This is a genomic window from Amycolatopsis palatopharyngis, assembly GCF_003385185.1.
Lineage (GTDB): Bacteria > Actinomycetota > Actinomycetes > Mycobacteriales > Pseudonocardiaceae > Amycolatopsis > Amycolatopsis palatopharyngis.
On the sequence record NZ_PQHZ01000005.1, the window covers coordinates 59,890 to 83,251 of the forward strand.

The window sequence follows — 23,362 nt, forward strand, 5'->3', positions numbered from 1 at the left end:
GCTCGATGTGGGGCCTGCGGCGCACACCCTTGCAGGCCCCACATCTCCGCGATCAGGAATAGCTGACCGGGGCAGGCGGTTGCTTGTCGAACCAGTGCGAGCGGCGACGGAAAGGGGACCCGGGCAGGTTCGCACGCGCAGGTCGGGTGTCCCACGATGACGTCCAATCCACGGAATCGCCACGTAACCACGCCTGCACGAGTGGAGAGTCGACAGTGGACGGCGACTTCCCGGACGCGACCTCGTCCAGCAACTGCCGGAGTTCCGCGAGGTCGTCGACGACCAGCACAGACCGCGACGCGTGCGCATGCCGGCTGGTCTGCAGGGTCCACGCCAGCGAAGGCAGGCTCGGCGGCGCGCCGCCATCCAACTCGGCCAACAGATTCGCCGCCAGCCGCGCCAAGCATTCCTCGTCCTGCGCCGAGAGCGGTACAACGTACCGGCCCTGCTCGGGATCCACTGTGGATTCAGGTGCTTCCTCGAGCAGCACGTGCGAGATCCCGCCACCAAGGCCGAAGGAGTTCACCCCGGCCATCCGCGCGACCTCGCCGCGCGGCCACGGTACTTCTTCCACCGAAATCGCTACATCGGTGCCCTCGATCGGCAGCTTGTGATCGGCCTCGGTCAGTCCCGCGATCCGCGGGATCCTCCCGTACTTGAGCACCAGTACGGCCTTGACCACACCCATCAGTCCGGATGCTGCCTCGAGGTGGCCGATGTTGGCCTTGATCGAGCCGACCCACACCTTGCCGCCCGGTCCCGCAGGCGCGGTCGAACCTGCCAGCGCCTCGGCGAGGGCCGCGACTTCGACGGCGTCACCGCTCGGGGTGCCGGAACCATGCGCTTCCAGGTACCCAAGCGCACCGACCGCACATCCCGCGGCCGCGGCGGTCTTGCGCATGAGCAGCACCTGCGAATCACTGTCGGTACCGGTGAGTCCACCACCCCTGGCGTTGTGTGCCGACTCCGCACCACGAATGACCGCGTGCACCGGATCACCGTCCGCCAGCGCGCGGTCCAACCGCTTGAGCAGCACGCACGCGCCGCCCTCGCCGCGGATGTAGCCATCTCGGTCCGGGCCGAACGGTACCGACTCACCGGTCGGTGACAGCGCTCCGCCACGGAATGCGGTGTTCGCGTAGAACCCGTTGCTGATCACGCTCGGAGTCCCGACCAGCGCCATCGGGTATTCGTCCCTTCGGAGCCCTTGCACTGCGATGCCGAGCGCCGACAGACTCGACGAGCAGGCCGAGTCGATCACCATACTCGGCCCGGTCCAGCCGAACTGGTACGAGACGCGGTTCGCGCTGAACGCCGTCATCGCGCCGGGAAATGCCGCGCTGTCGGCCCGTCCCTTCGCATTGATCCGCTCCCGGTAGTCAGACATGAACGAGCCGACGAACACCCCGACCTGGGCCCCGTCGAGCTGGTCCGGATCGAGCCCGGCGTTCTCCACCGCGTGGTAAGCCAACTCGAGCATGATCCGGTGCTGCGGGTCCATCCAGGCCGCCATTCGCGGCGAGATGCCGAAGAAGCGAGCGTCGAACATGTCGATTCGCTCGAGCAGCGACGCCGTGGGCGGGTTCTCCGGTCCGGTTCCCGGGTCGAGACCGTACCAGCGATCCTCGGGTACCGAGGTGAACCGACGCTCGGCTCGGCTCAGCAGATCCCACAGCTCGGCCAACGTCTCCACACCTGCCGCGCGCACGGACATGCCGATGATGGCGATCGGCTCGTTCATCGAAGGCCTCCGATCCGGGAATGGTGCCGCTGGATCTGTCTGGTGAGTGTCGTGAGGGTCGCGCCATATGCCTCGTGAAAGTGCACCCCCGAACCAAGCAGGCCCTCGATCGACTGGCTCCAGAGCACGGGATGGGTGATCTGCTCGGTCAGGTCCACGACGAGGCTCTCCGACTCGTGGGGCCGCGCATGGCGGTTGGCGATCACGGGGATGCGCGGAGCATGCAGCCGGGCAGAGGCGCGCCGCAGGAGTTCACCGAAGGCCTTCGCCGCGCCCGCCATATGCCTCGTGTGAAACGGACCGCTGATCAGCAGTGGCCGGACTCTCAGTGCGCCTGCGCCCCACATCGCCGCGACGACATCGCCCCCATCACCTGGCGCGGCAACAACCACGTTCGCAGGTCCGTTGAATGCGGCGATACTTGCTTGAAGGTCGTCCCTGGCATTCAGCACGTCCTCGACCGCCTCCGCGGACAAGCCCATCACCACAGTCATCGAACCTTCGACGGCATCCGTCAGCCGGGCCCGTTCCCGCACCAGTTCCAACCCGGTTGCGAAATCGAAGACACCCGCCGCCTCGAGCGCGTTGTATTCGCCAAGACTGTGCCCCAAGTAAACATCCGCAGGGCCGTCCATCGCGCGCCTGGCGAGTGCGTTGACGACGTAGATCGCGGGCTGGGAGAACCGGGTCCGACCCAGTCGCCCGCCCGGATCGCCGACGCAGAGCTCACGGATCGAATAGCCCAAGATCTCGTCCGCCTGTTCCACCAGCTCCGGGAAACGGTCGAACAGCTCGGCGCCCATCCCCGTACGTTGAGTACCCTGCCCGGCGAAGAGAACCACCCGCGTCATGACCCCACCACCGGCCGGTCGGCGTACAGCGCCTGGATCCGCCGTCTGGCCTCGGCACTGGAGATCGTCGCCTGATGGTCCGGAATCTCCCGCGCGTGCGCGGCCTGGGCCTGCCCGCCCACCTGTTCGCGCAGCTGCGCCTTGAGCCGCTCGACGGCCTCACGCGGGGCCTGCGCGATGCGCAACGCGGTCCGCTGCGTCTGGGCGACAACGTTGCCGTCCGCGGTCACCCGGACACCCGCGCCACGATCGGCGAGCTCGCGTCCGAGATAGCTGCGGCCCGAGTACAGCAGCTCTGTGCCCAGTGCCATGCCCAGCTTGGCAGGCAGCAGGTACGTGGCTCCCAGCGCGGGCGTGAACCCGTAGGTGAGGAAGTTGGCGGCGTAGCGGGAGCTCTCGCTGAGCACGGTCACGTCGCAGTAGAGCGCGAGGAGGAACCCGCCGCCAAGCGCATGTCCCTGTGCGGCGGCGAGCACCGGCACCGGGCAGCCGAGCACGGCGTTCAGAAACTCCCACACCCCGTCGACCCGGTGCTCTCGTGAGCCGAGCATCTGCTCGGCCGATCCTCCCGCACAGAAGATCTCGGGGAGTCCTTCCAGTACCACGGCTCGTACGTCCGGCGCGCCACCCGCCTGTTCCAGAGCCGCGATGGTCCCTGCACGCAGTTCGGGTGATAGCCGGTTCTGCCCGGTGGCGTCGTCCATCCGGACGGTCGCGACGGGAGCGGCCATATCGAGCGTAACCACACTCACGCGATCAACCCCTGTTTCCGCAAACCGGACAGCCGCTCGTGAACCGCCTGGTCCGCCAGTCGTCTTCCGAGAACCTCCATGATCAGTTCGTCGCGCCGCACCGGAGGAGCCAGTTCGGCGTAGTACTCCTTGAGTGCGAGCAGCGCGGACGGATCGGCAGCTCGCAGCTTGCGCAGGATGCGCCGCAGCTCCGCCTCGTCGCCGTATACGTCGGCGAGGCCCATCGACACCGCTTCCGCGCCGGACAGCTCGCGCGCGGTCAGCGCCAGCCCGAACGCCGAGTGGTGGCCGGTCCGCCGCGCCAGCACGGGCAGGACCGCGGCGGGCACGAGGCCAAGCAGGACCTCGGTCATCCGGAACGTGGCCCGTTCCCCGGCAACCACCTGATCGCACGCCGCCAACAGGCCGACTCCGCCACCGAGTGCAGCCCCTTCCACGAGCGCGATCGTCACCAGGCGCGACGTGGCGATCCGATGAAGCAGATCACCGAGCGCAACGATCAGCCGGCGCCACGTGGTCTCGATCGCGTCCAGCTCCATCCCCGCGCAGAATGTGTCACCTCCGGCCGCGAGCACGAGTACCTGTACGGCGGCGGTGGACTCGGCATCGGCAAGCGCGTCGCCCAGTTCGGTGAGCATCTCCTCGGAGAGCCGATTGTGCGTATCCGGGCAGGACAACGTCAAACGCGCGACCGGCGGTCGCGTAATGTCCAGTTCCACTCGCTTCATCGCCACTCGTAACCCCGATGGAATTTCTCGACTCCGGTCAGCACCAGCACATCGCCGTGCGCACGCGACGGCTCGGAATACTGGTCCCAAGCGGACAGATCGATCGTCCTGTCCGCCATGGGAATCAGGCATTCCCGCGCCCAAGGAAGTAGCTTCTCGTACTCGGTGAAGGAAATCTCGCGACGACGGCGAATCCGGCCCCCGATTTCCATTGCCGACAGCTCTTCTCGCGCGCCAGGGGTGACAACTCCGCTGAAGAACTCCGAAGCACAGCCCGAACCGTAGGAGTACAGGCCCAGCTTCGCGCCCGCGACGGACGGTTCGTGGTCGATCAGACTCGCAAGCGCGAGATATATCGACCCGGAACACAAGTTGCCAACCGCCCGTGCGTACTTCAGTGAAGGCCCGACACGCCGATTGAAGTCGGCCTCGATCATCTTGGGTGGTCCTGGTCTGTGCTCACGCATCAACTTCCGGTGCGCAGCCTTCACCATTCCCGGGAACGGGGTGTGCATGACCAAGTGGTCGAAGGTGGTGGCGAAATCGGTTTCCGGAGCCCGTTTCAGGTAGTCCGCGTAGCTTCCGGAAAGGCATTCAAGATAACTCAGCAACGAAAGATCGGGATCGACATAGTCGAGATCCGGAGCAGGCCGTGCGGTATCCATCGTCTCGAAACTGTGCAGGCCATGGAGCCCCAGGTCCAGCCGGAGAATCTTCGGATCGCCGGAGATCAGCACCGCGACGGAGCCGTTGCCCATGGTCGGCTCGGCGTACTTCGCGCGCTCGTCCATCGGGCTGATATCGGTGGCGACAACCAGTGCCCGAGCTCGGGGATTGCCCTGCCCTGCCAAGTATCCGGCGGCCAACTGCAGCATGCCCGTGGCACCGTAGCAAGCTTGCTTGACCTCCATGATCCGGCAACGAGGGGAAAGGCCAAGGTATCGATGTGCGTAGGAAGCAATCGACTTGCTGTAGTCCACGCCGGACTCGCTCGAGGTGACCAAGACTTCGATAGTGTCCCTGTCCTCGCCAAGCGAGTCCACCAGGGGCCTTGCCGCGTTGACCGCATTCGTGACCGGGTCCTCCCACGGCAGTAGCACAGACCGGTTCTCCAGGCCGAGATTGCCGATCCGCTCTTGGTCCAGGCCACGTCCGACGAACAACTCCTCCACGGGAAGACGTGCGAAACCGCAGTAGGCGTTGAGGCTCTCGATGCCGATTGCTTCCATCAGTCGCTCTTCTCACCGTTCGAACTCAAATACTCGACCAGCGCACCGATATCGGGAATGGTGGCGAAAACCGAGATGGGGTCGGAGCGCTGGAGCCGGTGCAGCAGCAGGCTGATGATCTCCACCCGGTCCACCGAATCGGCGCCGAGATCCCGCAAGCTCTTGTCTCTCGTGATCTCGGCTGCGGGGAGGTCAGGCATAATATCGACGATCACCCTTCGGATCGCGTCCTCCACATCGGTGGCACTGGGAAGACTCATTACTCCTCCGAAACCAGATGGATCGCGGACACCGCGAGCAGCCGACCGGTGCCCTCCTCGCGTACGGTGACTTCGGCAATCTCGTCACCGGCCTCGGACTCGTGCCGCCACAGCTGTATCGCCAGAAAAAGACGTGAACTGCTGTCGGCGTTGCCGAAGTAGCCAAGTTTCTGATCGAGCACCTTCCGACCGAGAAAGCGCCGGTCACCCCGCCCGAGCTGCCGCCACAATCGCAGCAGGCCCGTGTCGATGATCGAGAAGTAGGACGCGAAGTACACAAGTCCCACACCGTTGAAATCATGTACGAGATCAAGATCGTACGATGTGAAACAGGGCTCTGCCCGAAAGTAGCCGGGAATTCCACCTGGATGGAATCCGGCGTTCTTCCGCGCTCGGGAGGCAATTCCGCGCGGCGAGTACTGCTTGGGCAACGACGGCAGGTGCTCGAAATGGAAGCCCGGCGGTGACGAACGCACGAGGTCGGCGTTGCTGTCCTCCCTGGACCGGGAGATCCACCGGTTGAAGTTCTCCACATACAGGCTGTCCGGCCGTGGTCGCTCGAAGAACTCGACCGGTTCGAACAGTTCGTCGCCGACATCGACCGGCGCGAGCCGGTGCAGGGTGAGCACCGACTCGCCACCGAAGTCGAACACGCGCGAGGTCACCGTCAGCTCGTCGCCGAAGGTGAGCCCATGCGGATGTCGCTCGATACTGCCCAGCACGTGGTAGTAGTAAAACGACAGATAGGCGGGCAACCCGTCAGCGGTCCGCGCGTCGTAGACGTTGGTACCGCAGGTCGCTGCCACCGCCTCCCAGGTCCAGTCACCGAGCTGCGCGAAAATCGACGAGCTGCCCCCGCACATGTGCGGTGCGATCGTCACCCGCCGAACGACTGAACCGCCATCGGCGAGCACCGGCGCCCGCAGGATCGTTGGGGCTGTCACGACGGGCCAGTCGCGCGTTCGCTGATGTAGCTTACGAGCTTGTTCAGCGTCGGGTGCTCGAACACGGCCTCGACCAACTCGGTCAGGTTGTATTTGGCGTTGATCACCGAGACGAGTTCGACGCCGAGTACCGAGTCGAGGCCGAGATCCCGGAACGTGGTGTCGTCGTCGATCTCGGAGACGTCCAGATACAGGACCTCCGCAAGGTGTTCCCGCAACTCGTCCCGGATAGCGGAAATCTCCAGCGAAACAGTCATTTCTCTCCTCAGCTCTTCTCATCGGCCCAATATCATCGCCGAGTTGTAGCCGCCGTTGCCGCGAGCGAGTACCAGCGCGATCCGCAGGTTGGCCATGCGCGGCTCGCCACACACAAGATCGATCTCGTACTCCGGCGGCATGTCAATGCGCTCCACCGCGGGGATCACGCTGTCGCGCATGGCAAGCAGGGCACAGGCGACGTCCAGCGGACCACCTCCGGCATACAGCCGTCCGACGAGTGCCTTGGGTACGGTGACCGGGACCGCCAAGGGCCCGAACACCTCGGCGATCGCTGCGGCCTCGACCCGGTCGAGTTCGGGAATCCCGCCGGCATCGGCGAAAACGACGTCGACGGTGCCCGGCTCCAACCCGGCGTCGGCCAACGCTTGTCGGATCGCCCTGCCCAACGTGGAAGGGCGGCCCGAGCCCGGCTTGGGATCGAAGGTGGAAGCATGTCCCAGTAGCGAGCCGTAAACAGTCGCTACGCCGCGGGCACGGGCCGACTTCTCCGCTTCGAGTACGAGATAGGCCCCACCTTCACCCGGTACATAACCGGCCGCGTCGCTGCCAAAAGGCACGTAGGCACGACGCGGATCGGCTTCGGTGCTGATCCGGCCGCTCGCCAGGTGTGACACCCAGCCCCATGGGTCGTAGGACGACTCGACACCTCCGGTGACCGACAGCGAGATCCCACCTCGGATCATCCGCCGGGCGTGTGCCAGGGCGTCCAGCCCGCCTGCCTGCTCAGCGACGATCACACTTCCAGGCCCGCGCATTCCGTGCCGAATTGAGATCTGGCCCGTGTTGGCCGCGTTGAACCAGGCAAAGGATTCGTAAACACTGACGTACTCGGGCCCTTTCGTCCACAGCTTCTGGATCTCCCTGTGGGTGAATTCAAAACCGCCGGTCGCGTTGGAGCTGATCACGCACATGTCCGAGTCCGCAAAGGACCTCGTATCGACCTTGGCACTGGCCAGCGCCTGCTCGGCCGCGATCAGCGCAAGCCGGGTGACGCGATCGGTCTGTGGCAGCAGCCGGCTCGAGAGGTACTGTTCGGCATTGAAATCCGGGATCTGACCGGCGAGCCGGGCCGGATAACCCGTGGGATCGAAACGTTCGAGCTCTCTGATGCCGCTACGTTTCTCAACCGTGGCGGACCAGTACTCCTCCGCACTCATACCATTGGGCGCCACCACACCCAGCCCGGTGAACACCGGGTTCATGCTTTCGCTCCCTGAAGCCGCCGCAGCACCATCGCACTCTGGTAACCGCCGAAACCGCTGCCGACCGTGAGCGCGGCGCCGACGGTGTGGTCACGGGCCACGAGCGGGACATAGTCCAGGTCGCACTCGGGGTCCTTCTCGTGCAGGTTCGCCGTCGGCGGTACGACCCCGTGCTCGATGGCGAGCGCGCAGGCCGCGATCTCGATCGAGCCGATGGCGCCCAGCGAATGGCCGATCATCGATTTGATCGAGCTGACCGGTGTCCGGTACGCGCACTCGCCGAGCGCACGTTTGAACGCGGCCGTCTCGTGCCGGTCGTTCTGTTTGGTGCCGGACCCGTGCGCGTTTATGTAGTCGAGGTCCTCGCCTGGCATCCGGGCTTCATCGAGGGCGCCCCGGATAGCCTCGGCCATCTCCTTGCCGTCCAACCGGAGACCGGTCATGTGGTAGGCATTGCACCGCGTCGCGTACCCGGCGATCTCGGCGTAGGTCCGTGCACCCCGGCGACGTGCGTGCTCGTACTCCTCGATGACGAACATCGCGGCTCCCTCGGCAAGTACGAAACCATTGCGTGACGCGTCGAACGGCCGCGCCGCGTGCTCAGGATCGTCATTGCGCGGCGTCGTCGCCTTGATCGCGTCGAAGCACGCTGCGGCCAGCGGCGAGACCGCGGCCTCCGTCGCACCGGCGAGGACGACGTCCGCGCTGCCCTCACTGATCAATTGATGGGCGTAGCCGACGGAATCGATCCCGGACGTACAGCCCGTGGACAGCAGCCCGACCGGCCCCTCCGCACCCACCTCCCAGGCGAGTTCGGTCGCGATCGTGGTCGGAGTGAGGTGACCGAACAGGTGCGGCGAGGCGTAGTGGTGGTCCACCAGCCACTCCCGGCCGGAGTCCGACAGCACCAGATACTCCTGTTCCAGGCTGGTCGCGGCACCGACCGCGCTGCCAACGCTGACCCCCAGTCTGCCCAAGTCCACCGAGCCGAGATCGATCCCACTGTCCTCTATAGCCTCGCGGGCGCTGACCACGGCGAACTGGGTGACCCTGTCCATCCGGCGGATCTGCTGTGGCCGCAGGCCGTGCAGCTGAGCGTCGAAGTCACATTCGCCGGCCACCTGGGAGCGGAAGGCCGCCGCATCAAAGGCTGTGATCCTGCGGGTCGCGGTCCGACCCGAGGTGAGCAGATCCCAGAACGGCTTCGTCCCGTCGCCTCCTGGGGCCAGCACCCCGATTCCGGTGATGATCGAGCGGCGCTTCATGCTGCCTGCGCGAGGAGTTCGAGCAGCAATCGAGGAGTTTCGACCAGCGCAATGTCTTCGTCGGAGATCTCGATCCCGTACTCGTGCTTGATCCGGGTGGCGGTCTCCATAAGTGCCAGCGAGTCGTAGCCGAGCTCGGCGAACGGCGTGTCGTGAATATCACCGTGCAGATCGGCGCTCTCATCCTCACCGGCGCATTCCGTGAGAATCCTCCGGAGATCGTCGATGGTCATCTGGCTCCACCCTCCAGTTTCGTGCTCGATACTCGCCGACTCTGCGAGCACCCACTACAGTCACACTTGAACTACAGCGGAATGCCGCTACTCTTCACTTGCCCTCCTTGGCTTTCGGCGATTGTTTCCGGATACCAGTCCGGCACACAGCCGATCTCCAGCACAGCGGCGGACCAGGTGAACCCCCCACCGACGCCCATCAGCATCACCCGCTGACCCGGCCGAAGCCTCCCGCTCTCCAGGAGGTGGGCGATTCCGGCAAACTGGTCGCCAGCACCGAGGTGACCCACGCCGCGGCTCCACGACCACAACGTGCGGTCACGGTCGATGCCGAACCGGCGAAAGTAGTTCACGTCCAGCCTGCGCCTGCCGAAATGCGGCAGCACGAACCAATCGATGTCGCCCAGCTTCACTTCGGCCTCGTCGAGCGCGTACTCGACCGACTCGGCGTGCCGGGACGCCATCAGCGCGACCACCCGCTGCCCGGCCCGGCCACGAACGTAGGCCCTCGTGGTCTCGTCGATGTCGACCGGAACGCGCGTGGCCAGCGGCGCGTCGCCGAACGGGTCGTCCCCGCGGTGCATCCGTTCCAAAGCCGGCTCGCCAACGGTCACCAGCGAACGCAGCCGGGCGAATCCCGATCCTCTGGCAAGCACCAGCGCAGTCGCGCCGTCGGCGAAGACGGTGCCTGGATCCGTTCTCCAGCGGTCGATTCCCGGTGCACAGAAACGATCCGAAGTGGAGAGCAGTGCCGCCGCACCGCCGGTCGCTGTCAGGTACGCGGCCGCGAGTTCGAGTGCTGCCATGCCACCGTTGGAAGTCTGCCGCAGCTCGATGGCCGGCGACCGGTTTCCCACCGCGTGATGCTGGATATAGGACGCTGGAGCCCACATGTCGTGGCCTTGGTAATACGAGCAGGCGTGCAGGACCAGTGCGATGTCCCCGGACGCGCAACCAGACCTTTCCAAGGCCGCGTGCGCGGCGGCGACTCCCATTTCCGGCGGGGAATCCTTTGCTATGGTCACCCCAGTCACCTGTGCCCGCCGTACCGCCTCCGCCTCGGCGAGGCCGAGCGCCACCGCGACCTCGGCGGGCATGGCGGGCGGCAGCCAACTCGCGGCCGCCCGCAGATACACGTCATCCCAGAGCACGTTCCCGGTCCTCCCGCCTAGCCCCCGTCAAGAACAGAGCATTTCCCGGCGCTGTGGAACACGGCTGGAGCCCCGCTCTAGCAAACCTTGAAGCGCCCGCGAAAACCTTCGGTCCATGCGATCGGGAAGCCGCGACGTGGTGCTCCTCTTTCCCGGCCAGGGTGCACAGCACAACCGCATGGCCGAGGGACTCTACGGTCATGATCCGGAGTTCACCCAAACCGTGGACACCGTGCTCGCCATGTTCTCCGACGGCGACCAGCTGCGTACGGATTGGCTGTCGGATGCGCCATCCCTGGCGATCGAGGACGTTCGCAGGGCACAACCTCTGCTGTTCACCATCGGCTACGCACTCGGGCGTATGGTGCTGAGCTGGGGTGTCCGTCCGGCGGCGCTGCTGGGCCACAGTGTCGGCGAACTGGTCGCCGCGACGCTCGCCGGGGTCTTCACCCCGCGCGCCGCCGTTGACCTGCTGAGCGATCGGGTCACCAAACTCGCAGGCACCCCGCCTGGCGGCATGCTGACCGTGTCCGCACAGGAGTCCGACCTGGCCTCGGTACTGGTCCGGCATCCTCGCGTCTCGGTCGGCGCGATCAACGCGCCACGGCAGATCGCGCTCACAGGCTTTCAGGCAGAACTCGGCGCAGCCGAGGAAGACCTGCGCGCAGCGGGTTACACCGTGCGTCGCGTCGCGGCCGGAAAGGCCTTCCACAGTCCGGCACTCGCCGGAGTCTTCGCCGGTCCGTATCCGATCGACGAGCACATCATGCACAGTCCACGGATCCCCCTGTGGTCGGCGTTCACCGCCAACCGGGTACTCACTCCCGACCCCTATTCCTGGGCGGGCCACCCCGCGGAACCGGTGCTCTTCTGGCCCACTTTGGAGAAGATCATGGCCGAAGGCCCCTGCCTGCTCGCAGATCTGGGACCGGGCCAGGGACTCGCCACCCTGGCGCGGCGCCATCCGGACGTTCGCTCCGGACGGAGCGCGGTGACCGCCCTGTTGCCGGTACGGGACCGCGACCCAGCGGTGGAGCGGGAAACCGGTGAACGTGCCCGTCAGATCCTGCTGGCGTGCCAGCGACATCAGAATCCACATGGGAGAACAAGGTGAACGAGAGACGCGTAGCCCTGATCACCGGATCTTCGTCCGGTATCGGTGCCGAGGTGGCCAGGAAGCTCTCCGCCAGTGGCCTACATGTCGTGATCAACTCCGCCCGCTCGACCGAAGCCGGTCAGGAACTCGCAGCGTCGCTGCCCGAGGCAGTGTACGTTCGCGGTGACATCTCCAAAAAGGACGAGGCGGAGAACCTCGTGGCCACCGCGGTCGAACACTTCGGCAGGCTGGACGTGCTCGTCAACAATGCAGGCGTGTCCCGTCCGATCCCACACGCCGACCTCGCCTCCGCGGATCTCGCGGTCTGGCAGGAAATTTTTGGGGTCAACGTGTTCGGCACCTGGCAGACGACGGTCGCTGCGATACCTGCGCTACAGGAAAGCGGGAACGCCGCGGTCGTCAACATCTCGTCGATCGCCGGCAGCAGACCCGCGGGCAGTTCGATTCCTTACGCTGTCAGCAAGGCGGCCATCGAGCACATGACGCGCTTGCTCGCCAACACCGTGGGCCCTGAGGTCAGGGTCAACGCCGTCGCCCCCGGGCTGATCGAGACGCCGTGGACGCAGGACAAGGATTTCTTCAAACCGATCGCCGAACAGGTCCGCCAGCGAACGCCACTGCGGCGGGTCGGCCTGCCCTCGGACGTCGCCGAAGCAGTGCACGCGCTGATCTTCTCGACCTACACCACCGGTCAGGTACTGCTTGCCGACGGCGGCGCGCACCTCATCTGAGTGAACAAGACACCGTGCATCAAGGAGGACTGCCATGCGCCTAGGCGCGAATCTCATTTACCAGGGAGCCGGCGAGCTGGCGCGTGCCGCCGAAGCCCTCGGCTACGATCTCGTGCTCGCCGCCGAGGGCTACCGGGCCGATGCTGCGAGCGTGCTCGGCCTTGTCGCCGGGCAGACCGAGCGCATCGGTCTCGCCTCCGGTGTCATGCAGATCCCCGCCCGTCCCCCGGGCACCGCGGCGCTCACCGCTGCCACCCTCGATGCGCTGAGCGAAGGTCGGTTCCGGCTCGGCCTCGGTGTCTCCAACCCGCATGTCTCCGACGGCTGGTACGGAGTCCGGTTCGACCAGCCGCTCGGCCGCACCCGGGAGTACGTCGACATCGTCCGCAGGGCATTGGCGGGCGGTCCGGTCCGCTACTCGGGTACGCACTTCTCCCTTCCTTCGTACGGCAAAGAGGACGCGCCGCTGCACCTGTTCACCGAGCGCCCGAGCACGCAGATCCCGCTGTACCTGGCCGCTGTGGGTCCGAAGAGCCTCCAACTCGCCGGTGAGCTGGCCGACGGCTGGCTGAGTGGTTTCACGACGCCGGAGCACGTGGCGAAGTCGGTGGCCGAGATCCGCAGCGGCGCCGAGCGTGCCCGTCGCGACCTCGACGGGTTCGCGATCGTCCCGTTCGTGGCGATGCAGGTCGGTGACGACCTCAGCGAGGCGGCGAACGCCTTACGTACGCACTACACGTTTTTGCTCGGTGTCGGTGACCCGAAGGACAACTTCTACTGCGGCCTCGCCCGGCAGATGGGCTTCGAGAAGGAGATCGCTGTGTTTCGCGATCTCCTCATGTCCGGCGACCGGCCCGCCGCCGCGGCCGCGGTCCCGCTGGACTTCATCGACCGCACCGCCCTGATCGGCCCGCTCCCTCGTGTCGCCGAGCGGATGACAGCGTTCGCCGAGGCGGGTGTGACGACGCTCAGCATCATGGTCTCGGCCAACGTCACCGGTACTGAGGGCCGATTGGAAATCCTGCGGCAGGCCGCACAGGCACTCGAACTGTCCGGCGTCGACGGCTGAGCCGCGGAGCGGGGCACTTCGTCGCTCCAGGTGGGACTTTCTCGCAGCTCATGCGCGAAAGCCGCACAGGGCCGTGTCGATCAGAAATGCGGTCCGGCAACAGGCCTCGCGCCTCCACACGGTGCGGGTGGCACCGTGCCGCTACAAGGTATGGTCAGCGCTGACTTCGCGCTCCTGGGCCAGCAGCCGCCCGTCCTGGCGCACCAGCACGTCCTGCACCGAACAGCTCGGAGTCGGCAATGCGACCGGATCCCCTGGCTTGGTCGCCAGCACCACCGCGTAATAACTCGTGACGATCGAGCCGTCATCCTGGGGCATGACCTTCAGCATGTTGAACCAGTGACGCCGCTGCGTCGGGTCGTCGCCGTAGCGTCGTTCCTGGTACTCGCTCAACGCCGCGACGATACCCGCTCGCCCGTGCGCCGCAGGCGCACCGCGGACATGGCCGAACACACCGTCCTCGGTGAAGGTGTCCGCGAACTCCTCGAACCGCAACGCATCGAGGTACTGGACCTGGGTGGCATAGAACTGCTGGATCTCGACATAGAGATCAGTGAAGGGCTGGTTCACGCGCAGTAGCCTCACGGCTGCTACTCGACGGCACCTCAAGGACACCTCAAGCGGACTACGGAAGCGTCCTTGAGTATGACCGAGGCCCAGATTCACGGCGACTACGCCGAACACGACATCGTGCTCAACGCCCCGCCGTCACGGGTGTTCGACCTGATCGCGGACGTGAGGCGCTGGCCGCTGATGTTCTCCCCGTGTGTGCATGCCGAAATTCTCGACCGCGGCCCCGATTCAGACCGGATCCGGCTCTGGGCACGCACTGGTGACTCCGTGCGCAGCTGGACCTCACGGCGCACACTGAACGAGGCCGCGACACGAGTCGACTTCGAACAGGAGAACAGCAAGCCCCCGCTGGCTGCGATGGGTGGTCACTGGCGGGTCGACGGGGAGCGCCTGGTGCTCGCACATCACTGGGCCCTGACGGACCCAACTCCGCAAAGCGAGAAATGGGCCTCCGACGTCCTGGACGCCAACAGCAACGCCGAGACCGCCGCTGTGCGGGAATGGGCGGAATACGGCGACGACTTCGACGATATCGTGTTCTCCTTCAGTGACGAGGTCGCGATTCCCGCGAAAGCACAGGCGGTCTATGACTTCCTACATCGTTCGGACCTGTGGCCGGAGCGCCTGCCGCACGTGGTCTCGCTCAACCTGCAAACTGACGCCGCGTCCGAGGCCGCCGGCGGCGTCGAGGTGCAGACAATGACAATGGAGACCAGGGCCCACGACGGCGGTGCGCACACCACCCGTTCGATCCGACTCTGCTGGCCACACGAGCGCATTCTGTACAAGCAGACTGTCGTACCGCACGGCCTCCAAGCGCACACTGGGGAATGGCTGATCGTCCCGGACGAGAACGGTGTCCGGGTGCAGGCCACACACCGAGTCGCGCTTGACCCGAAACAGATCGAAGACACCTTCGGTGCGGGGACGACACTCGCGCAGGCGCGCACCAAGACCGCGGAACTGCTGCGCCGCAACAGCATTGCCACGCTCGGGCGGGCTCTCGAGTTCCTGACGTGAGCATGGTCAATGGTGACCAGTGCCGCGCAGGATGTTCCACATCGTCCGGCACACCGTGTCCACGGCGTGGTTGACCCAACGCACGAGGCGGTTGTTGCCCACCGAGGCACGGCTGCCGGCAACACGCGCATTGCCCACGCTGACGCGGTCTCAACCGCACGCGCAGAACCAGAACGTGCCCTCGCCCTACCGGCTGCGGCGCCAGTACACGCTGAACTCGTCGATCTCCTTGATGGGGTCGCCCTCGATGCCTTCCTTGCGTCGGAACTCCTGCACTGCCTCGCGGCAGGACGGGATCATGTAGTCATCGATGATGACGAAGCCGCCGACCGAGAGCTTTGGGTAAAGGTGCACAAGCGCATCCATTGTGGACTCGTAGAGATCACCGTCGAGCCGTAGCACGGCCAGTTGCCGGACGGGCGCGGCGGGCAGGGTGTCGCAGAACCAACCGGGCAGGAACTCCACCTGCTCGTCCAGTAGGTCGTAGCGCCGAAAGTTCTCCCGCACGGTTTCCTCGGAGACGCCGAGTACTTCATTGAATTCGTGCAGGTTGAGCTCCAAGTCCAGGGGATGGCTCGACTCGTCGACCTTCGGGATCCCCTCGAAGGAGTCGGCGAGCCAGACCTTGCGGTCTTTGATTCCGTAGGCCTTGAGGAGTCCGCGGGCAAAAATGCAGGTACCGCCGCGCCAGACGCCGGTCTCGATGAAGTCGCCAGGGACGCGCTCCGCGATCACCTGCTTCAAACAGCTCTCCACGTTGTCCAGCCTGATCATGCCGATCATCGTGTGCGCGACGCTCGGCCAGTCGGCTCCTGAGTTCCTTGCCTCTTTGTCGTGCGTGGCGTCATCGAATATCGGATTGGGGATCGCTGGGTCTTCGTAGATGACGTTTACCAGTACCTTCTTCAGCAAGGTGAGGTAAAGTTCTCTGCCGGTCTCTGTGAGGTCTTGCAACTGGGCTCCCTTGATCTGGTGAACAACCCGCCGTGTCATGGTTGTGTTCGCGCCGGTTCCGGCAACTCCTTGCTCAGTAGTTGCCGAGACCGCCGCAGACGTTGAGGGCCTGCGCCGTCACGGCGTTGGCGCCGGAGCTGACCAGGTAGTCGACCATCGCGGCCACCTCTTCGGGCACAACGTAGCGGCCGATCGGGACCCGAGCGCTGACACGCTCCTTGACCTCGTCCAACGACACGTCCCAGATACTCGAGTACGCCTGACGCACCCGCTCCGCCATCGGCGTCTCGACGAATCCAGGACATACCGCGTTCACTGTGACACCGGTCTTGGCCAACTCCAGCCCCAGCGCCTTGCTGAAGCCGACCACGCCGTGCTTGGCGGCCGAGTACGGCGCGCCATGGAGCACGCCTTGTTTTCCGCCGGTAGAGGCGATGTTGATGATCCGCCCCCAGCCCCGATCCAGGATCCCGCCGTTGTTCAGCACCTCCTTGGTCATCACGAAGACACTGTTGAGGTTCGTGTTGATCACGTCGAACCACAGCTCGTCCGCGATATCCTTGGTGACCCCGCCACCGGACCGTCCCGCGTTGTTGATCAGGATGCTGATGGGCCCGAAAGCATCCTTCGCCGAACGGACCAGCGACCGGATATCGTCAGCTTCCGTGACGTCGCAGGTCTGGCCGTCTACCTCATAGCCTGCGTCCCGCAGGGACTTGACGGTCTGCGCCAGCCTGTCCGCGTTCCGTGCTCCGATGTAGACCTTCGCACCACCGCGGGCCAAGCTTCTGGCGATCTCCAGTCCTATACCGCTGGTGGCACCCGTCACGAGTGCGACCTGGTCAGCCTCAGCCATGTTTCCTCCGAACTCTCTACTTCGTCTCAGCTCGTCGTGCCTACGAGGTCGTGCACCCTGTCGAGCATCGCCCGTGGTGTGTCCAGATCACCGAGCTCGTCATCCGGGATCGCGACGCCGAACTCTCTGCCGATCACCGCCGCGGTCTCCATCAACGCAAGCGAGTCGTAACCGAGATCCTCGAAAGGCAGGTCGAGGATGTCCCCGTTCAGGTCGACTTCATCGTCGGATCCCGCGCATGCGGCGAGTATCCGGCGCAGATCGTCGATGGTGATCCCGTTGCTCATCCGCTTCTCGTTCCTCTCAGTCATTGAACTCGCGCAAGACGACTGCCGCGTTGAATCCCCACTTGCCGCGGGCCAGTACGAGCGCGTTGCCGACCGGCCCGTACCTTGGCTCACCCCGGACCAGGTCGATCCCGTATGCGGACGGGACATCCGCTACTTCTGGTGTCGCGGGGATGACACCATCCCTTATGGACAGCAAGGCGGCCACGACGTCCAGCGGCCCGCCCCCGGAGAACAGGCGTCCGGTCAACACCTTGGGCGCGGTCACCGGCACGCCGTTGTGGCCGAAGACGCCGCGGATCGCCTCGGCTTCCTGACCATCCAACTCGGGTATCCCAGCCGCATCGGCGAAGACCACGTCGACCGCGGCGGGCGTCAGCCCGGCATCCATCAACGCCAGTTCGGCCGCCCTGCGCAGACCCGGCGGACGCGGGGACCCCGGCGCTGGGTCGAAGGTCGAGGCATAGCCTGCGATCTCGCCGTATACCTGACCTGCCCCCCGGCCGCGCGCGGTGGCGACATTCTCCGTGACCAGGATCGCGCCACCTTCACCTGGCAGATAACCGTCGGCGGCACTGTCGAAGGGCAGGTAACCGGTCGAACTCACCCGACCACCAGAAAGGTGCGACACCCAGCCCCAGGGGTCGAAGGCCGAGTCGACGCCGCCGGCGAGAACCAACCCGGTACCGTCTCGGACGGTACGCCGGGCGTGGCCGAGCGCGTCCAGGCCGCCCGCCTGCTCGGCCACCAGCGCCTTGCTCGGGCCGCGCATCCCGTTCCGGATCGAGATCTGGCCGGTATTGACCGCGTAGAACCATGCGAACGACTCGTACACACTGACGTACTGCGGCCCCTTCTCCCACAGCTTGGCGAATTCCTTGTGCGTGAACTCGAAGCCGCCGAGCGCGTTGGAGGTCACCACGCCCATGTCGTAATCGACCAAGGTGGACGGATCCACGCCCGCGTCGGAGAGCGCCCAGTCGGCGGCGGCGAGCGCGAACTGGGTGGAGATATCGGTCTGTGGCAGCAGTTTTTTCGGGATGTGTTCTTTGGCGACGAAGTCGTGTACCTGTCCAGCCAACCGCGCCGGATACTTCGACGAGTCGAAGCGGGTCAGCACATCGATCCCGCTGCGACTGTCGACCGTGGCCTTCCAGAAGTCCTCGGCCCCCAGCCCGTTCGGGGCCACCACACCGAGTCCGGTCACCACTGTCCTGGTCATTCCGCTCCTCCAGGCGCCTTCAGCACCATCGCGCTCTGAAATCCACCGAAACCGCTTCCCACGCTCAGCACGGCGTCCACGCGCTTGTCTCGCGCATTCAGTGGCACGTAATCGAGGTCGCATTCGGGATCGGCCTCGTACAGGTTCGCTGTGGGCGGGACGACGTTGTGCTCGATCGCCAGCGCGCACGCCGCGATCTCGATCGATCCGATGGCACCAAGCGAGTGACCGACCATCGACTTGATCGAACTGATCGGCGTCCGGTACGCGTGCTCACCCAGGGTCGCCTTGAACGCTGCAGTCTCGTGACGGTCGTTCTGCTTAGTTCCTGAACCATGCGCGTTGACATAGTCGACCGCGTCGGAGTCCAGTCGTGACTGGGCCATAGCGTCCCGGATAGCGGTGGCCATCTCGCGACCGTCCTTCTTCAGTCCAGTCATGTGGTAAGCGTTGGCACGATTGGCATAACCACTTACCTCGGCGTAGATGTGCGCGCCGCGGGCACGGGCTCGCTCATGGGTCTCCAGGACGAACATCGCGGAGCCCTCGGCGAGGACGAATCCGTTACGGGTCGCGTCGAAGGGGCGCGACGCGTGCTCGGGGTCGTCGTTGCGCGGCGTGGTCGCCTTGATCGCGTCGAAGCACGCCACGACGATCGGCGTGACCGGGCTGTCGGTGGCCCCGGTCAGCATCACATCCGCCGATCCCTCGCGAATGAGCTGCGCGGCATTGCCGACAGCGTCGATTCCGGAGGTGCAACCGTTGGACACCATGGTGACCGGGCCTTCTGCACCGACAGTCCAGGCGATCTCGGCTGGCATGATGCCCGGAGTGAGGTAGTCGAACATGTGCGGGGACAGGTGCGCATAGTCGACTTCCCATTTCCTACCCGAATCGGACAGGACGAGGTACTCAGCCTCCAGACTGCTGGAGGCGGCGACCGCGCTACCCAGGCTCACGCCGACGCGATACGGATCCATGGCCGCCACCTCGATGCCGCTGTCGGCGACGGCGTCCCTCACAGACACCACAGCCAGCTGCGAAGCCCGATCCATACGCCGGATCTCGCGCGCGGTCAGCCCTTCCGACGCCGGATCGAAGTCACATTCCCCGGCTACCTGGGATCGATATGGTGCAGGATCGAAAAAACTGATCCGGCGAGTCGCGGTACGGCCTGCGATCAGCAGATCCCAGAACTTCTTCGTTCCAGCTCCACCCGGTGCGCGCACCCCAATCCCCGTGATCACAACCCGACGGGACATCGGAATCGGCTCCTTCCTTTGAAGCGGCACGAAGAATGCTCGATGCGAAAGTGGCAACAACTCCACGAGTGCCGTCTTTGACCGAGGCTGTCAACGGCCACTCGAGGACAGCTAGACACCGGCTATGACCGGTTTTCTCCGGCTCCGGGCGGTATCCACCGGTCCTCGAGGCATGGTGCCCACGCTCGGCAGGTATGAAGATCCTGTTTCTCACCGGCGGAAGCCCCGCGACGGTGTTCGCGCTGTCCCCGCTCGCGACCGCGGCCCGGCTGAGCGGTCACGACGTACTTGTCGCCTCGAACGAGGACATGAGCTCCTTCGTCGCATCCGTCGGCCTGCCCACCGTTTCGGTGACGAGCGGGAAGATGCTCGAGTTCATGTTCACCGACCGCGATGGCACCAAGCTTGACCTGCCGGGCGACCCGATGGACCGGCTCCGCTTCAATGGGCGCGGCTTCGGCAGGCTTGCGGCCGCCAGCCTGCCGAAGCTGCGCGAGCTGGTGGCGGACTGGCAGCCGGACCTCGTCGTCGGCGGCTCGCTCTGCTATGCGGCGGGACTGATAGCCAGGGAGATCGGCGCCCCGTTCGTCCGGCACACCTGGGATCTCGGCGAGCCGCCGGCAATCGACGACGGGGCGAGCGAGGAGCTCGCGTCCGAACTGGCGGCGCTGAACCTGGACGGCGTCGCGGTGCCCGATCTGTGGATCGACATCTGCCCACCGAGCCTGCGTGCCCCCGGACTGAGCGGGCGCCAGGACATGCGGTTCATCCCGTACAACCAGCAGCGCACGCTGGAGCCCTGGATGTACCGTCGCGGGGACCGGCCGCGCGTGTGCGTGACCGCGGGCAGCCGGGTCTCGCACGAGGCCGAGATCGAATACTTGACCGCACTCGTCGAGAGCATCGACCCGCTCGAAGCGGACATAGTGATCGCCGCGCCGGAGGCCGTTGCCGCCGACCTCCGCGCCGCCAAGCCGCGGGTGCACGTCGGCTGGTTCCCGCTGGACACGCTGCTCACCACCTGCGATCTGATCGTTCACCACGGAGGCGGCCAGAGTTGTCTCAACGCCTTGAACGCAGGCGTGCCGCAGTTACTCATTCCGACCATCCCCAAAATGGTCCCGCCCTGCACGCGGATCTCCGACTACGGCGCCGGGACCACCCTGCTGGGCGAGGACCAGGCCCCAGAGCACCTGGCAAAGGCGGCCTCGGAGATCCTGGGGACACCGTCGTTCCGGGAGCGGGCTCACTCGGTGAGCGCGGAGATCGCCGCGCAACCCACGCCCAGCGCGGTTGTCGCGGAGCTCACCGACCTAGTGCGCCGCTGATTCCGCGAGGAGGGCAGCGACGGTTCGTTCCAGCGCCTCGACCAGCGGAATCTCGCAGCGCCAACCAGTCGCCGCCAAGAAGGCCGAAGGGTCGACGTCGATGCTCCGGAAGTCGGTCCCGTCCGCCTCCGGGGGCGGAGGCACTGAGACCACCGGCACCGGATCGGCCCCGGTCTGGCGTGCCACGATGGCCGCGATGGCCTGGAAAACCTCGCCCAGCGACTTGGCCTGCCCCGTACCCAGCACGTAATGCCGTCCGGCGAGTGCGTCGATGTGCTCCATCGCGACGACGAAGGCCCGTGCTGCGTCCTCCACGTTCAGCAGGTCCCGACGAGGCGTGCCGTCATGCCACATGGTCAACGGTTCACCCGCCAACGCCTTGCGAATCATGGTGGACACGACACCCCTGTCGCTGGTGGTGGGCGCTGCGGGGGCACCGAACACCGGGGGCAACGCAGGCTGACCGCCCGGATGCGGCCGGCATGGGTTGCCTCCTTCAGGATCCACTCGGCAGTGTGCTTCTGCCGGTCGTACACCCCGACCGGATGATCGTCCTCGGTTCCGTCGATGCGGTCAGCCTCGACCTTGCCGACCTGGGTGTTGCTTCCGGGGAACACCACCACCGGAGAGTCGTCGACCACCTCGACCAACTCACGGACCATCCCCACATGTGTCCGCTCGGCTTCGGTGTCGTCCTCGGCGATCCGCCAGCCCGATGTGCCGCGGATACGCGCGGCGAACGGAAAGACAACATCCGCATCCTTGACGGCATCGGCGACAGCGCCGCGAGCGGTCAGATCCGCCCGGCACACCTCCACCTCCGCGAGCGGCGCACCAGGCAGCACGGTCTCGCGCCTGGCCACCACCCGCAATCGCACCGGCAGCGCCGACAGAGTCCGCGAGACTGCGGAGCCGAGAAAGCCGGATGCGCCGAACACGACGACCAGCGGACGTACGGTCCTCATCGGACCGCCTCCTGACAGGCCTCGTACTCGGGCAGCAGGCCCTGCTTCAGTGCGGTTTCCACACCGGGAGCGTTCTTGTCGCGATCGGACATCACCAGCTGGAGATCGTCTGGAATCGACAGATCGAGCGAAGGGTCGAGTGGGTGCACAGCGCGTTCCTTCTCCGCGACATAGCTCGCCGAAAGCAGATACACCATCGTGGTGTCATCTTCCAGCGCGGCGAAGAGATGGCCTACACCCGGCGGCAGGTACAGTGCGTTGAACCCGGCCGCTGACAGTTCGACCGCCTCGGAGCGAGCGAATGTCGGCGAACCGGCGCGAACATCGACTACGAAATCCAGCGCGCGCCCGCCGGTGCAGTAGACGTACTTGGCCATCGAGCCGGGCAGCGCGGTGAAATGCACACCCCGCACCACTCCGCGTCGCGACCTGCTACTGCTCACCTGCGCCACCGGAAACAGCGGACGCCCGAGTGCCTCGCCGAACGCGGTCTCCTGGAACGGCGAAGAGAACACGCCCCGGTCATCACCGAAGACTGGCGGGATGAACTCGTACGCATCCTCAACAGCGAGCTCGCGGACCTTCACGGCTTGTACCCCACGAACATTCCCGGCGCGGCCTGCTCGTGCTTGACATACTCGACTGTGAGCTCAGCCTTGCGGAAGGCAGCCTCGTAGCTGTCCCGGTCGAACAACGTCATGACATGGATGTCGGTGAAATGCTCGATGCCTGTCTCGGGTACCGCAACCGTGTAGTGCACCTCCATGTGGCTCGCGTTCCCCTTCCGAACCGAGTACGAGAGTCGCGAGATGGTACGTCCGTCCACATTGACGATGTCGGCGCCGACCCATCCAGAGACGAAGTTGTCCGGGAACCACCATGGTTCCACGATGACCACCCCGCCGGGGTTGACATGATCGGCGAAGTTGCGCACGGCCTTGTCCAGGTCATCCGCTGTGGCGAGGTAGCCGACCGAGCTGAACATACAAGTCACTGCGTCAAATCGCCGGTCGAACCGGAAGTCACGCATGTCCCCTTGGTGCAGCGGAATCTCCGGGGTGTTCCGCATGGCCACCTCGAGCATCTTGGGCGAGAGATCCGTACCCACGACGGTCTCGAAGGGCCCAGCCAGCTCGCGAAGATGCGCACCGGTGCCGCAGGCGACATCCAACAGGGAGTCCGCTACCGGGTTTCGATCCCGGATGAGTTCCAGAATCAGCGTCGCCTCGGCCCGGTAGTCCTTGCCACGACCTTGGTAGAAGTCGTGGTAGATGTCGGCGCGTTCGTAGATCGTCTTTTCCGCACTATCGGGCATTACAGTATCGCCTTCCAAGAGTCCTTTT

General features: G+C 65.5%; 25 protein-coding genes and 1 pseudogene. 5 read left to right on the top strand and 21 right to left on the bottom strand.

Features of this window, described 5'->3' with window-relative positions; genetic code table 11:
- Positions 1-52 precede the first annotated feature (52 nt).
- The 12 genes from D0C15_RS05090 to D0C15_RS05145 form a co-directional block, all read right to left on the bottom strand.
- Positions 53-1,741: a polyketide synthase gene (locus D0C15_RS05090; RefSeq protein ID WP_116041216.1), complete on the bottom strand. Its 1,689-nt coding sequence runs from the start codon at positions 1,739-1,741 to the stop codon at positions 53-55.
- Positions 1,738-2,592 (bottom strand): ACP S-malonyltransferase, encoded by an 855-nt coding sequence (locus D0C15_RS05095; protein ID WP_116041218.1) that lies wholly within the window; start codon positions 2,590-2,592, stop codon positions 1,738-1,740. Before D0C15_RS05095 ends, D0C15_RS05090 begins: the two co-directional genes overlap by 4 nt.
- Positions 2,589-3,344, bottom strand: a complete 756-nt coding sequence (locus D0C15_RS05100) for a polyketide synthase (RefSeq protein WP_162829900.1) — start codon at positions 3,342-3,344, stop codon at positions 2,589-2,591. The genes D0C15_RS05095 and D0C15_RS05100 overlap by 4 nt, the downstream gene beginning before the upstream one ends.
- On the bottom strand, positions 3,341-4,072 hold the full coding sequence (locus tag D0C15_RS05105) for an enoyl-CoA hydratase-related protein (protein ID WP_116041221.1): 732 nt from the start codon (positions 4,070-4,072) through the stop codon (positions 3,341-3,343). Before D0C15_RS05105 ends, D0C15_RS05100 begins: the two co-directional genes overlap by 4 nt.
- The gene (locus D0C15_RS05110; protein ID WP_116041223.1) at positions 4,069-5,301 is read right to left on the bottom strand and encodes a hydroxymethylglutaryl-CoA synthase family protein; all 1,233 of its coding nucleotides are present in this window, start codon (positions 5,299-5,301) and stop codon (positions 4,069-4,071) included. The genes D0C15_RS05105 and D0C15_RS05110 overlap by 4 nt, the downstream gene beginning before the upstream one ends.
- A complete protein-coding gene (locus tag D0C15_RS05115; RefSeq protein ID WP_116041225.1) occupies positions 5,301-5,561 on the bottom strand; it encodes a phosphopantetheine-binding protein in 261 nt (86 codons plus the stop codon). Before D0C15_RS05115 ends, D0C15_RS05110 begins: the two co-directional genes overlap by 1 nt.
- Positions 5,561-6,505 carry an LnmK family bifunctional acyltransferase/decarboxylase gene (locus D0C15_RS05120; protein WP_211323092.1) on the bottom strand — a complete coding sequence of 315 codons (945 nt, stop codon included), beginning with the start codon at positions 6,503-6,505 and terminating at the stop codon, positions 5,561-5,563. Before D0C15_RS05120 ends, D0C15_RS05115 begins: the two co-directional genes overlap by 1 nt.
- Entirely contained in the window at positions 6,502-6,762 is a 261-nt protein-coding gene (locus tag D0C15_RS05125) for an acyl carrier protein (protein WP_116041227.1), read from the bottom strand. The genes D0C15_RS05120 and D0C15_RS05125 overlap by 4 nt, the downstream gene beginning before the upstream one ends.
- 18 nt (positions 6,763-6,780) lie before the next feature.
- Positions 6,781-7,986: a ketosynthase chain-length factor gene (locus D0C15_RS05130; RefSeq protein ID WP_116041229.1), complete on the bottom strand. Its 1,206-nt coding sequence runs from the start codon at positions 7,984-7,986 to the stop codon at positions 6,781-6,783.
- Complete coding sequence (locus D0C15_RS05135; protein ID WP_116041231.1) at positions 7,983-9,251, bottom strand: beta-ketoacyl-[acyl-carrier-protein] synthase family protein; 1,269 nt, start codon at positions 9,249-9,251, stop codon at positions 7,983-7,985. The genes D0C15_RS05130 and D0C15_RS05135 overlap by 4 nt, the downstream gene beginning before the upstream one ends.
- Positions 9,248-9,484 (bottom strand): acyl carrier protein, encoded by a 237-nt coding sequence (locus D0C15_RS05140; protein WP_116041233.1) that lies wholly within the window; start codon positions 9,482-9,484, stop codon positions 9,248-9,250. Before D0C15_RS05140 ends, D0C15_RS05135 begins: the two co-directional genes overlap by 4 nt.
- 71 nt (positions 9,485-9,555) lie before the next feature.
- On the bottom strand, positions 9,556-10,635 hold the full coding sequence (locus tag D0C15_RS05145) for a ketoacyl-ACP synthase III family protein (RefSeq protein ID WP_245975572.1): 1,080 nt from the start codon (positions 10,633-10,635) through the stop codon (positions 9,556-9,558).
- A 115-nt stretch (positions 10,636-10,750) separates the two neighbouring features.
- Here D0C15_RS05145 and D0C15_RS05150 point away from each other — a divergent pair, with 115 nt between their 5' ends.
- Genes D0C15_RS05150 through D0C15_RS05160 form a run of 3 tightly spaced genes read left to right on the top strand, consistent with a single transcriptional unit; the run spans position 10,751 to position 13,552 of the window.
- Positions 10,751-11,749 (top strand): acyltransferase domain-containing protein, encoded by a 999-nt coding sequence (locus D0C15_RS05150; protein ID WP_116041235.1) that lies wholly within the window; start codon positions 10,751-10,753, stop codon positions 11,747-11,749.
- Positions 11,746-12,483 carry an SDR family NAD(P)-dependent oxidoreductase gene (locus tag D0C15_RS05155; RefSeq protein WP_116041237.1) on the top strand — a complete coding sequence of 246 codons (738 nt, stop codon included), beginning with the start codon at positions 11,746-11,748 and terminating at the stop codon, positions 12,481-12,483. The genes D0C15_RS05150 and D0C15_RS05155 overlap by 4 nt, the downstream gene beginning before the upstream one ends.
- 34 nt (positions 12,484-12,517) lie before the next feature.
- Positions 12,518-13,552, top strand: coding sequence for an LLM class flavin-dependent oxidoreductase (locus tag D0C15_RS05160; RefSeq protein ID WP_116041239.1), 1,035 nt, complete (start codon positions 12,518-12,520; stop codon positions 13,550-13,552).
- Between the two features lie 141 nt (positions 13,553-13,693).
- On the opposite strand, the gene D0C15_RS05165 is transcribed toward D0C15_RS05160, so the two are convergent.
- A complete protein-coding gene (locus D0C15_RS05165) occupies positions 13,694-14,122 on the bottom strand; it encodes a nuclear transport factor 2 family protein (protein ID WP_116041454.1) in 429 nt (142 codons plus the stop codon).
- Between the two features lie 75 nt (positions 14,123-14,197).
- Here D0C15_RS05165 and D0C15_RS05170 point away from each other — a divergent pair, with 75 nt between their 5' ends.
- Positions 14,198-15,145, top strand: coding sequence for an aromatase/cyclase (locus tag D0C15_RS05170; protein WP_116041241.1), 948 nt, complete (start codon positions 14,198-14,200; stop codon positions 15,143-15,145).
- 186 nt (positions 15,146-15,331) lie between these two features.
- On the opposite strand, the gene D0C15_RS05175 is transcribed toward D0C15_RS05170, so the two are convergent.
- The 5 genes from D0C15_RS05175 to D0C15_RS05195 all read right to left on the bottom strand — a co-directional run bounded on the left by D0C15_RS05175 (position 15,332) and on the right by D0C15_RS05195 (position 19,726).
- The gene (locus D0C15_RS05175; RefSeq protein ID WP_245975573.1) at positions 15,332-16,099 is read right to left on the bottom strand and encodes a TylF/MycF family methyltransferase; all 768 of its coding nucleotides are present in this window, start codon (positions 16,097-16,099) and stop codon (positions 15,332-15,334) included.
- Between the two features lie 73 nt (positions 16,100-16,172).
- Positions 16,173-16,955 (bottom strand): SDR family NAD(P)-dependent oxidoreductase, encoded by a 783-nt coding sequence (locus tag D0C15_RS05180; protein WP_116041245.1) that lies wholly within the window; start codon positions 16,953-16,955, stop codon positions 16,173-16,175.
- Between the two features lie 26 nt (positions 16,956-16,981).
- Positions 16,982-17,266 (bottom strand): acyl carrier protein, encoded by a 285-nt coding sequence (locus D0C15_RS05185; protein WP_245975574.1) that lies wholly within the window; start codon positions 17,264-17,266, stop codon positions 16,982-16,984.
- The gene (locus D0C15_RS05190; protein ID WP_116041249.1) at positions 17,259-18,464 is read right to left on the bottom strand and encodes a ketosynthase chain-length factor; all 1,206 of its coding nucleotides are present in this window, start codon (positions 18,462-18,464) and stop codon (positions 17,259-17,261) included. The genes D0C15_RS05185 and D0C15_RS05190 overlap by 8 nt, the downstream gene beginning before the upstream one ends.
- On the bottom strand, positions 18,461-19,726 hold the full coding sequence (locus D0C15_RS05195; RefSeq protein WP_116041251.1) for a beta-ketoacyl-[acyl-carrier-protein] synthase family protein: 1,266 nt from the start codon (positions 19,724-19,726) through the stop codon (positions 18,461-18,463). Before D0C15_RS05195 ends, D0C15_RS05190 begins: the two co-directional genes overlap by 4 nt.
- Before the next feature lie 194 nt (positions 19,727-19,920).
- On the opposite strand from D0C15_RS05195, the gene D0C15_RS05200 reads away from it, so the two are divergent.
- The gene (locus tag D0C15_RS05200; RefSeq protein WP_116041253.1) at positions 19,921-21,054 is read left to right on the top strand and encodes a nucleotide disphospho-sugar-binding domain-containing protein; all 1,134 of its coding nucleotides are present in this window, start codon (positions 19,921-19,923) and stop codon (positions 21,052-21,054) included.
- Here D0C15_RS05200 and D0C15_RS35650 read toward each other — a convergent pair.
- The 3 genes and pseudogenes from D0C15_RS35650 to D0C15_RS05215 all read right to left on the bottom strand — a co-directional run bounded on the left by D0C15_RS35650 (position 21,040) and on the right by D0C15_RS05215 (position 23,334).
- Positions 21,040-22,019 (bottom strand): annotated as a pseudogene (locus D0C15_RS35650) (NAD-dependent epimerase/dehydratase). The gene D0C15_RS05200 and the pseudogene D0C15_RS35650 overlap by 15 nt on opposite strands.
- Complete coding sequence (locus D0C15_RS05210) at positions 22,016-22,606, bottom strand: dTDP-4-dehydrorhamnose 3,5-epimerase family protein (protein WP_116041255.1); 591 nt, start codon at positions 22,604-22,606, stop codon at positions 22,016-22,018. Before D0C15_RS05210 ends, D0C15_RS35650 begins: the two are co-directional and overlap by 4 nt.
- Positions 22,603-23,334 (bottom strand): class I SAM-dependent DNA methyltransferase, encoded by a 732-nt coding sequence (locus D0C15_RS05215; RefSeq protein WP_116041256.1) that lies wholly within the window; start codon positions 23,332-23,334, stop codon positions 22,603-22,605. The genes D0C15_RS05210 and D0C15_RS05215 overlap by 4 nt, the downstream gene beginning before the upstream one ends.
- Between the last annotated feature and the right edge of the window lie 28 nt (positions 23,335-23,362).

Excerpts from the sequence above, each read along its gene's own strand:
- D0C15_RS05090 (WP_116041216.1), bottom strand. The coding sequence starts at position 1,741 with ATGAACGAGCCGATCGCCATCATCGGCATGTCCGTGCGCGCGGCAGGT.
- D0C15_RS05095 (WP_116041218.1), bottom strand. The coding sequence starts at position 2,592 with ATGACGCGGGTGGTTCTCTTCGCCGGGCAGGGTACTCAACGTACGGGG.
- D0C15_RS05105 (WP_116041221.1), bottom strand. The coding sequence starts at position 4,072 with ATGAAGCGAGTGGAACTGGACATTACGCGACCGCCGGTCGCGCGTTTG.
- D0C15_RS05110 (WP_116041223.1), bottom strand. The coding sequence starts at position 5,301 with ATGGAAGCAATCGGCATCGAGAGCCTCAACGCCTACTGCGGTTTCGCA.
- D0C15_RS05115 (WP_116041225.1), bottom strand. The coding sequence starts at position 5,561 with ATGAGTCTTCCCAGTGCCACCGATGTGGAGGACGCGATCCGAAGGGTG.
- D0C15_RS05125 (WP_116041227.1), bottom strand. The coding sequence starts at position 6,762 with ATGACTGTTTCGCTGGAGATTTCCGCTATCCGGGACGAGTTGCGGGAA.
- D0C15_RS05130 (WP_116041229.1), bottom strand. The coding sequence starts at position 7,986 with ATGAACCCGGTGTTCACCGGGCTGGGTGTGGTGGCGCCCAATGGTATG.
- D0C15_RS05135 (WP_116041231.1), bottom strand. The coding sequence starts at position 9,251 with ATGAAGCGCCGCTCGATCATCACCGGAATCGGGGTGCTGGCCCCAGGA.
- D0C15_RS05140 (WP_116041233.1), bottom strand. The coding sequence starts at position 9,484 with ATGACCATCGACGATCTCCGGAGGATTCTCACGGAATGCGCCGGTGAG.
- D0C15_RS05150 (WP_116041235.1), top strand. The coding sequence starts at position 10,751 with ATGCGATCGGGAAGCCGCGACGTGGTGCTCCTCTTTCCCGGCCAGGGT.
- D0C15_RS05160 (WP_116041239.1), top strand. The coding sequence starts at position 12,518 with ATGCGCCTAGGCGCGAATCTCATTTACCAGGGAGCCGGCGAGCTGGCG.
- D0C15_RS05170 (WP_116041241.1), top strand. The coding sequence starts at position 14,198 with ATGACCGAGGCCCAGATTCACGGCGACTACGCCGAACACGACATCGTG.
- D0C15_RS05180 (WP_116041245.1), bottom strand. The coding sequence starts at position 16,955 with ATGGCTGAGGCTGACCAGGTCGCACTCGTGACGGGTGCCACCAGCGGT.
- D0C15_RS05185 (WP_245975574.1), bottom strand. The coding sequence starts at position 17,266 with ATGACTGAGAGGAACGAGAAGCGGATGAGCAACGGGATCACCATCGAC.
- D0C15_RS05190 (WP_116041249.1), bottom strand. The coding sequence starts at position 18,464 with ATGACCAGGACAGTGGTGACCGGACTCGGTGTGGTGGCCCCGAACGGG.
- D0C15_RS05195 (WP_116041251.1), bottom strand. The coding sequence starts at position 19,726 with ATGTCCCGTCGGGTTGTGATCACGGGGATTGGGGTGCGCGCACCGGGT.
- D0C15_RS05200 (WP_116041253.1), top strand. The coding sequence starts at position 19,921 with ATGAAGATCCTGTTTCTCACCGGCGGAAGCCCCGCGACGGTGTTCGCG.
- D0C15_RS05215 (WP_116041256.1), bottom strand. The coding sequence starts at position 23,334 with ATGCCCGATAGTGCGGAAAAGACGATCTACGAACGCGCCGACATCTAC.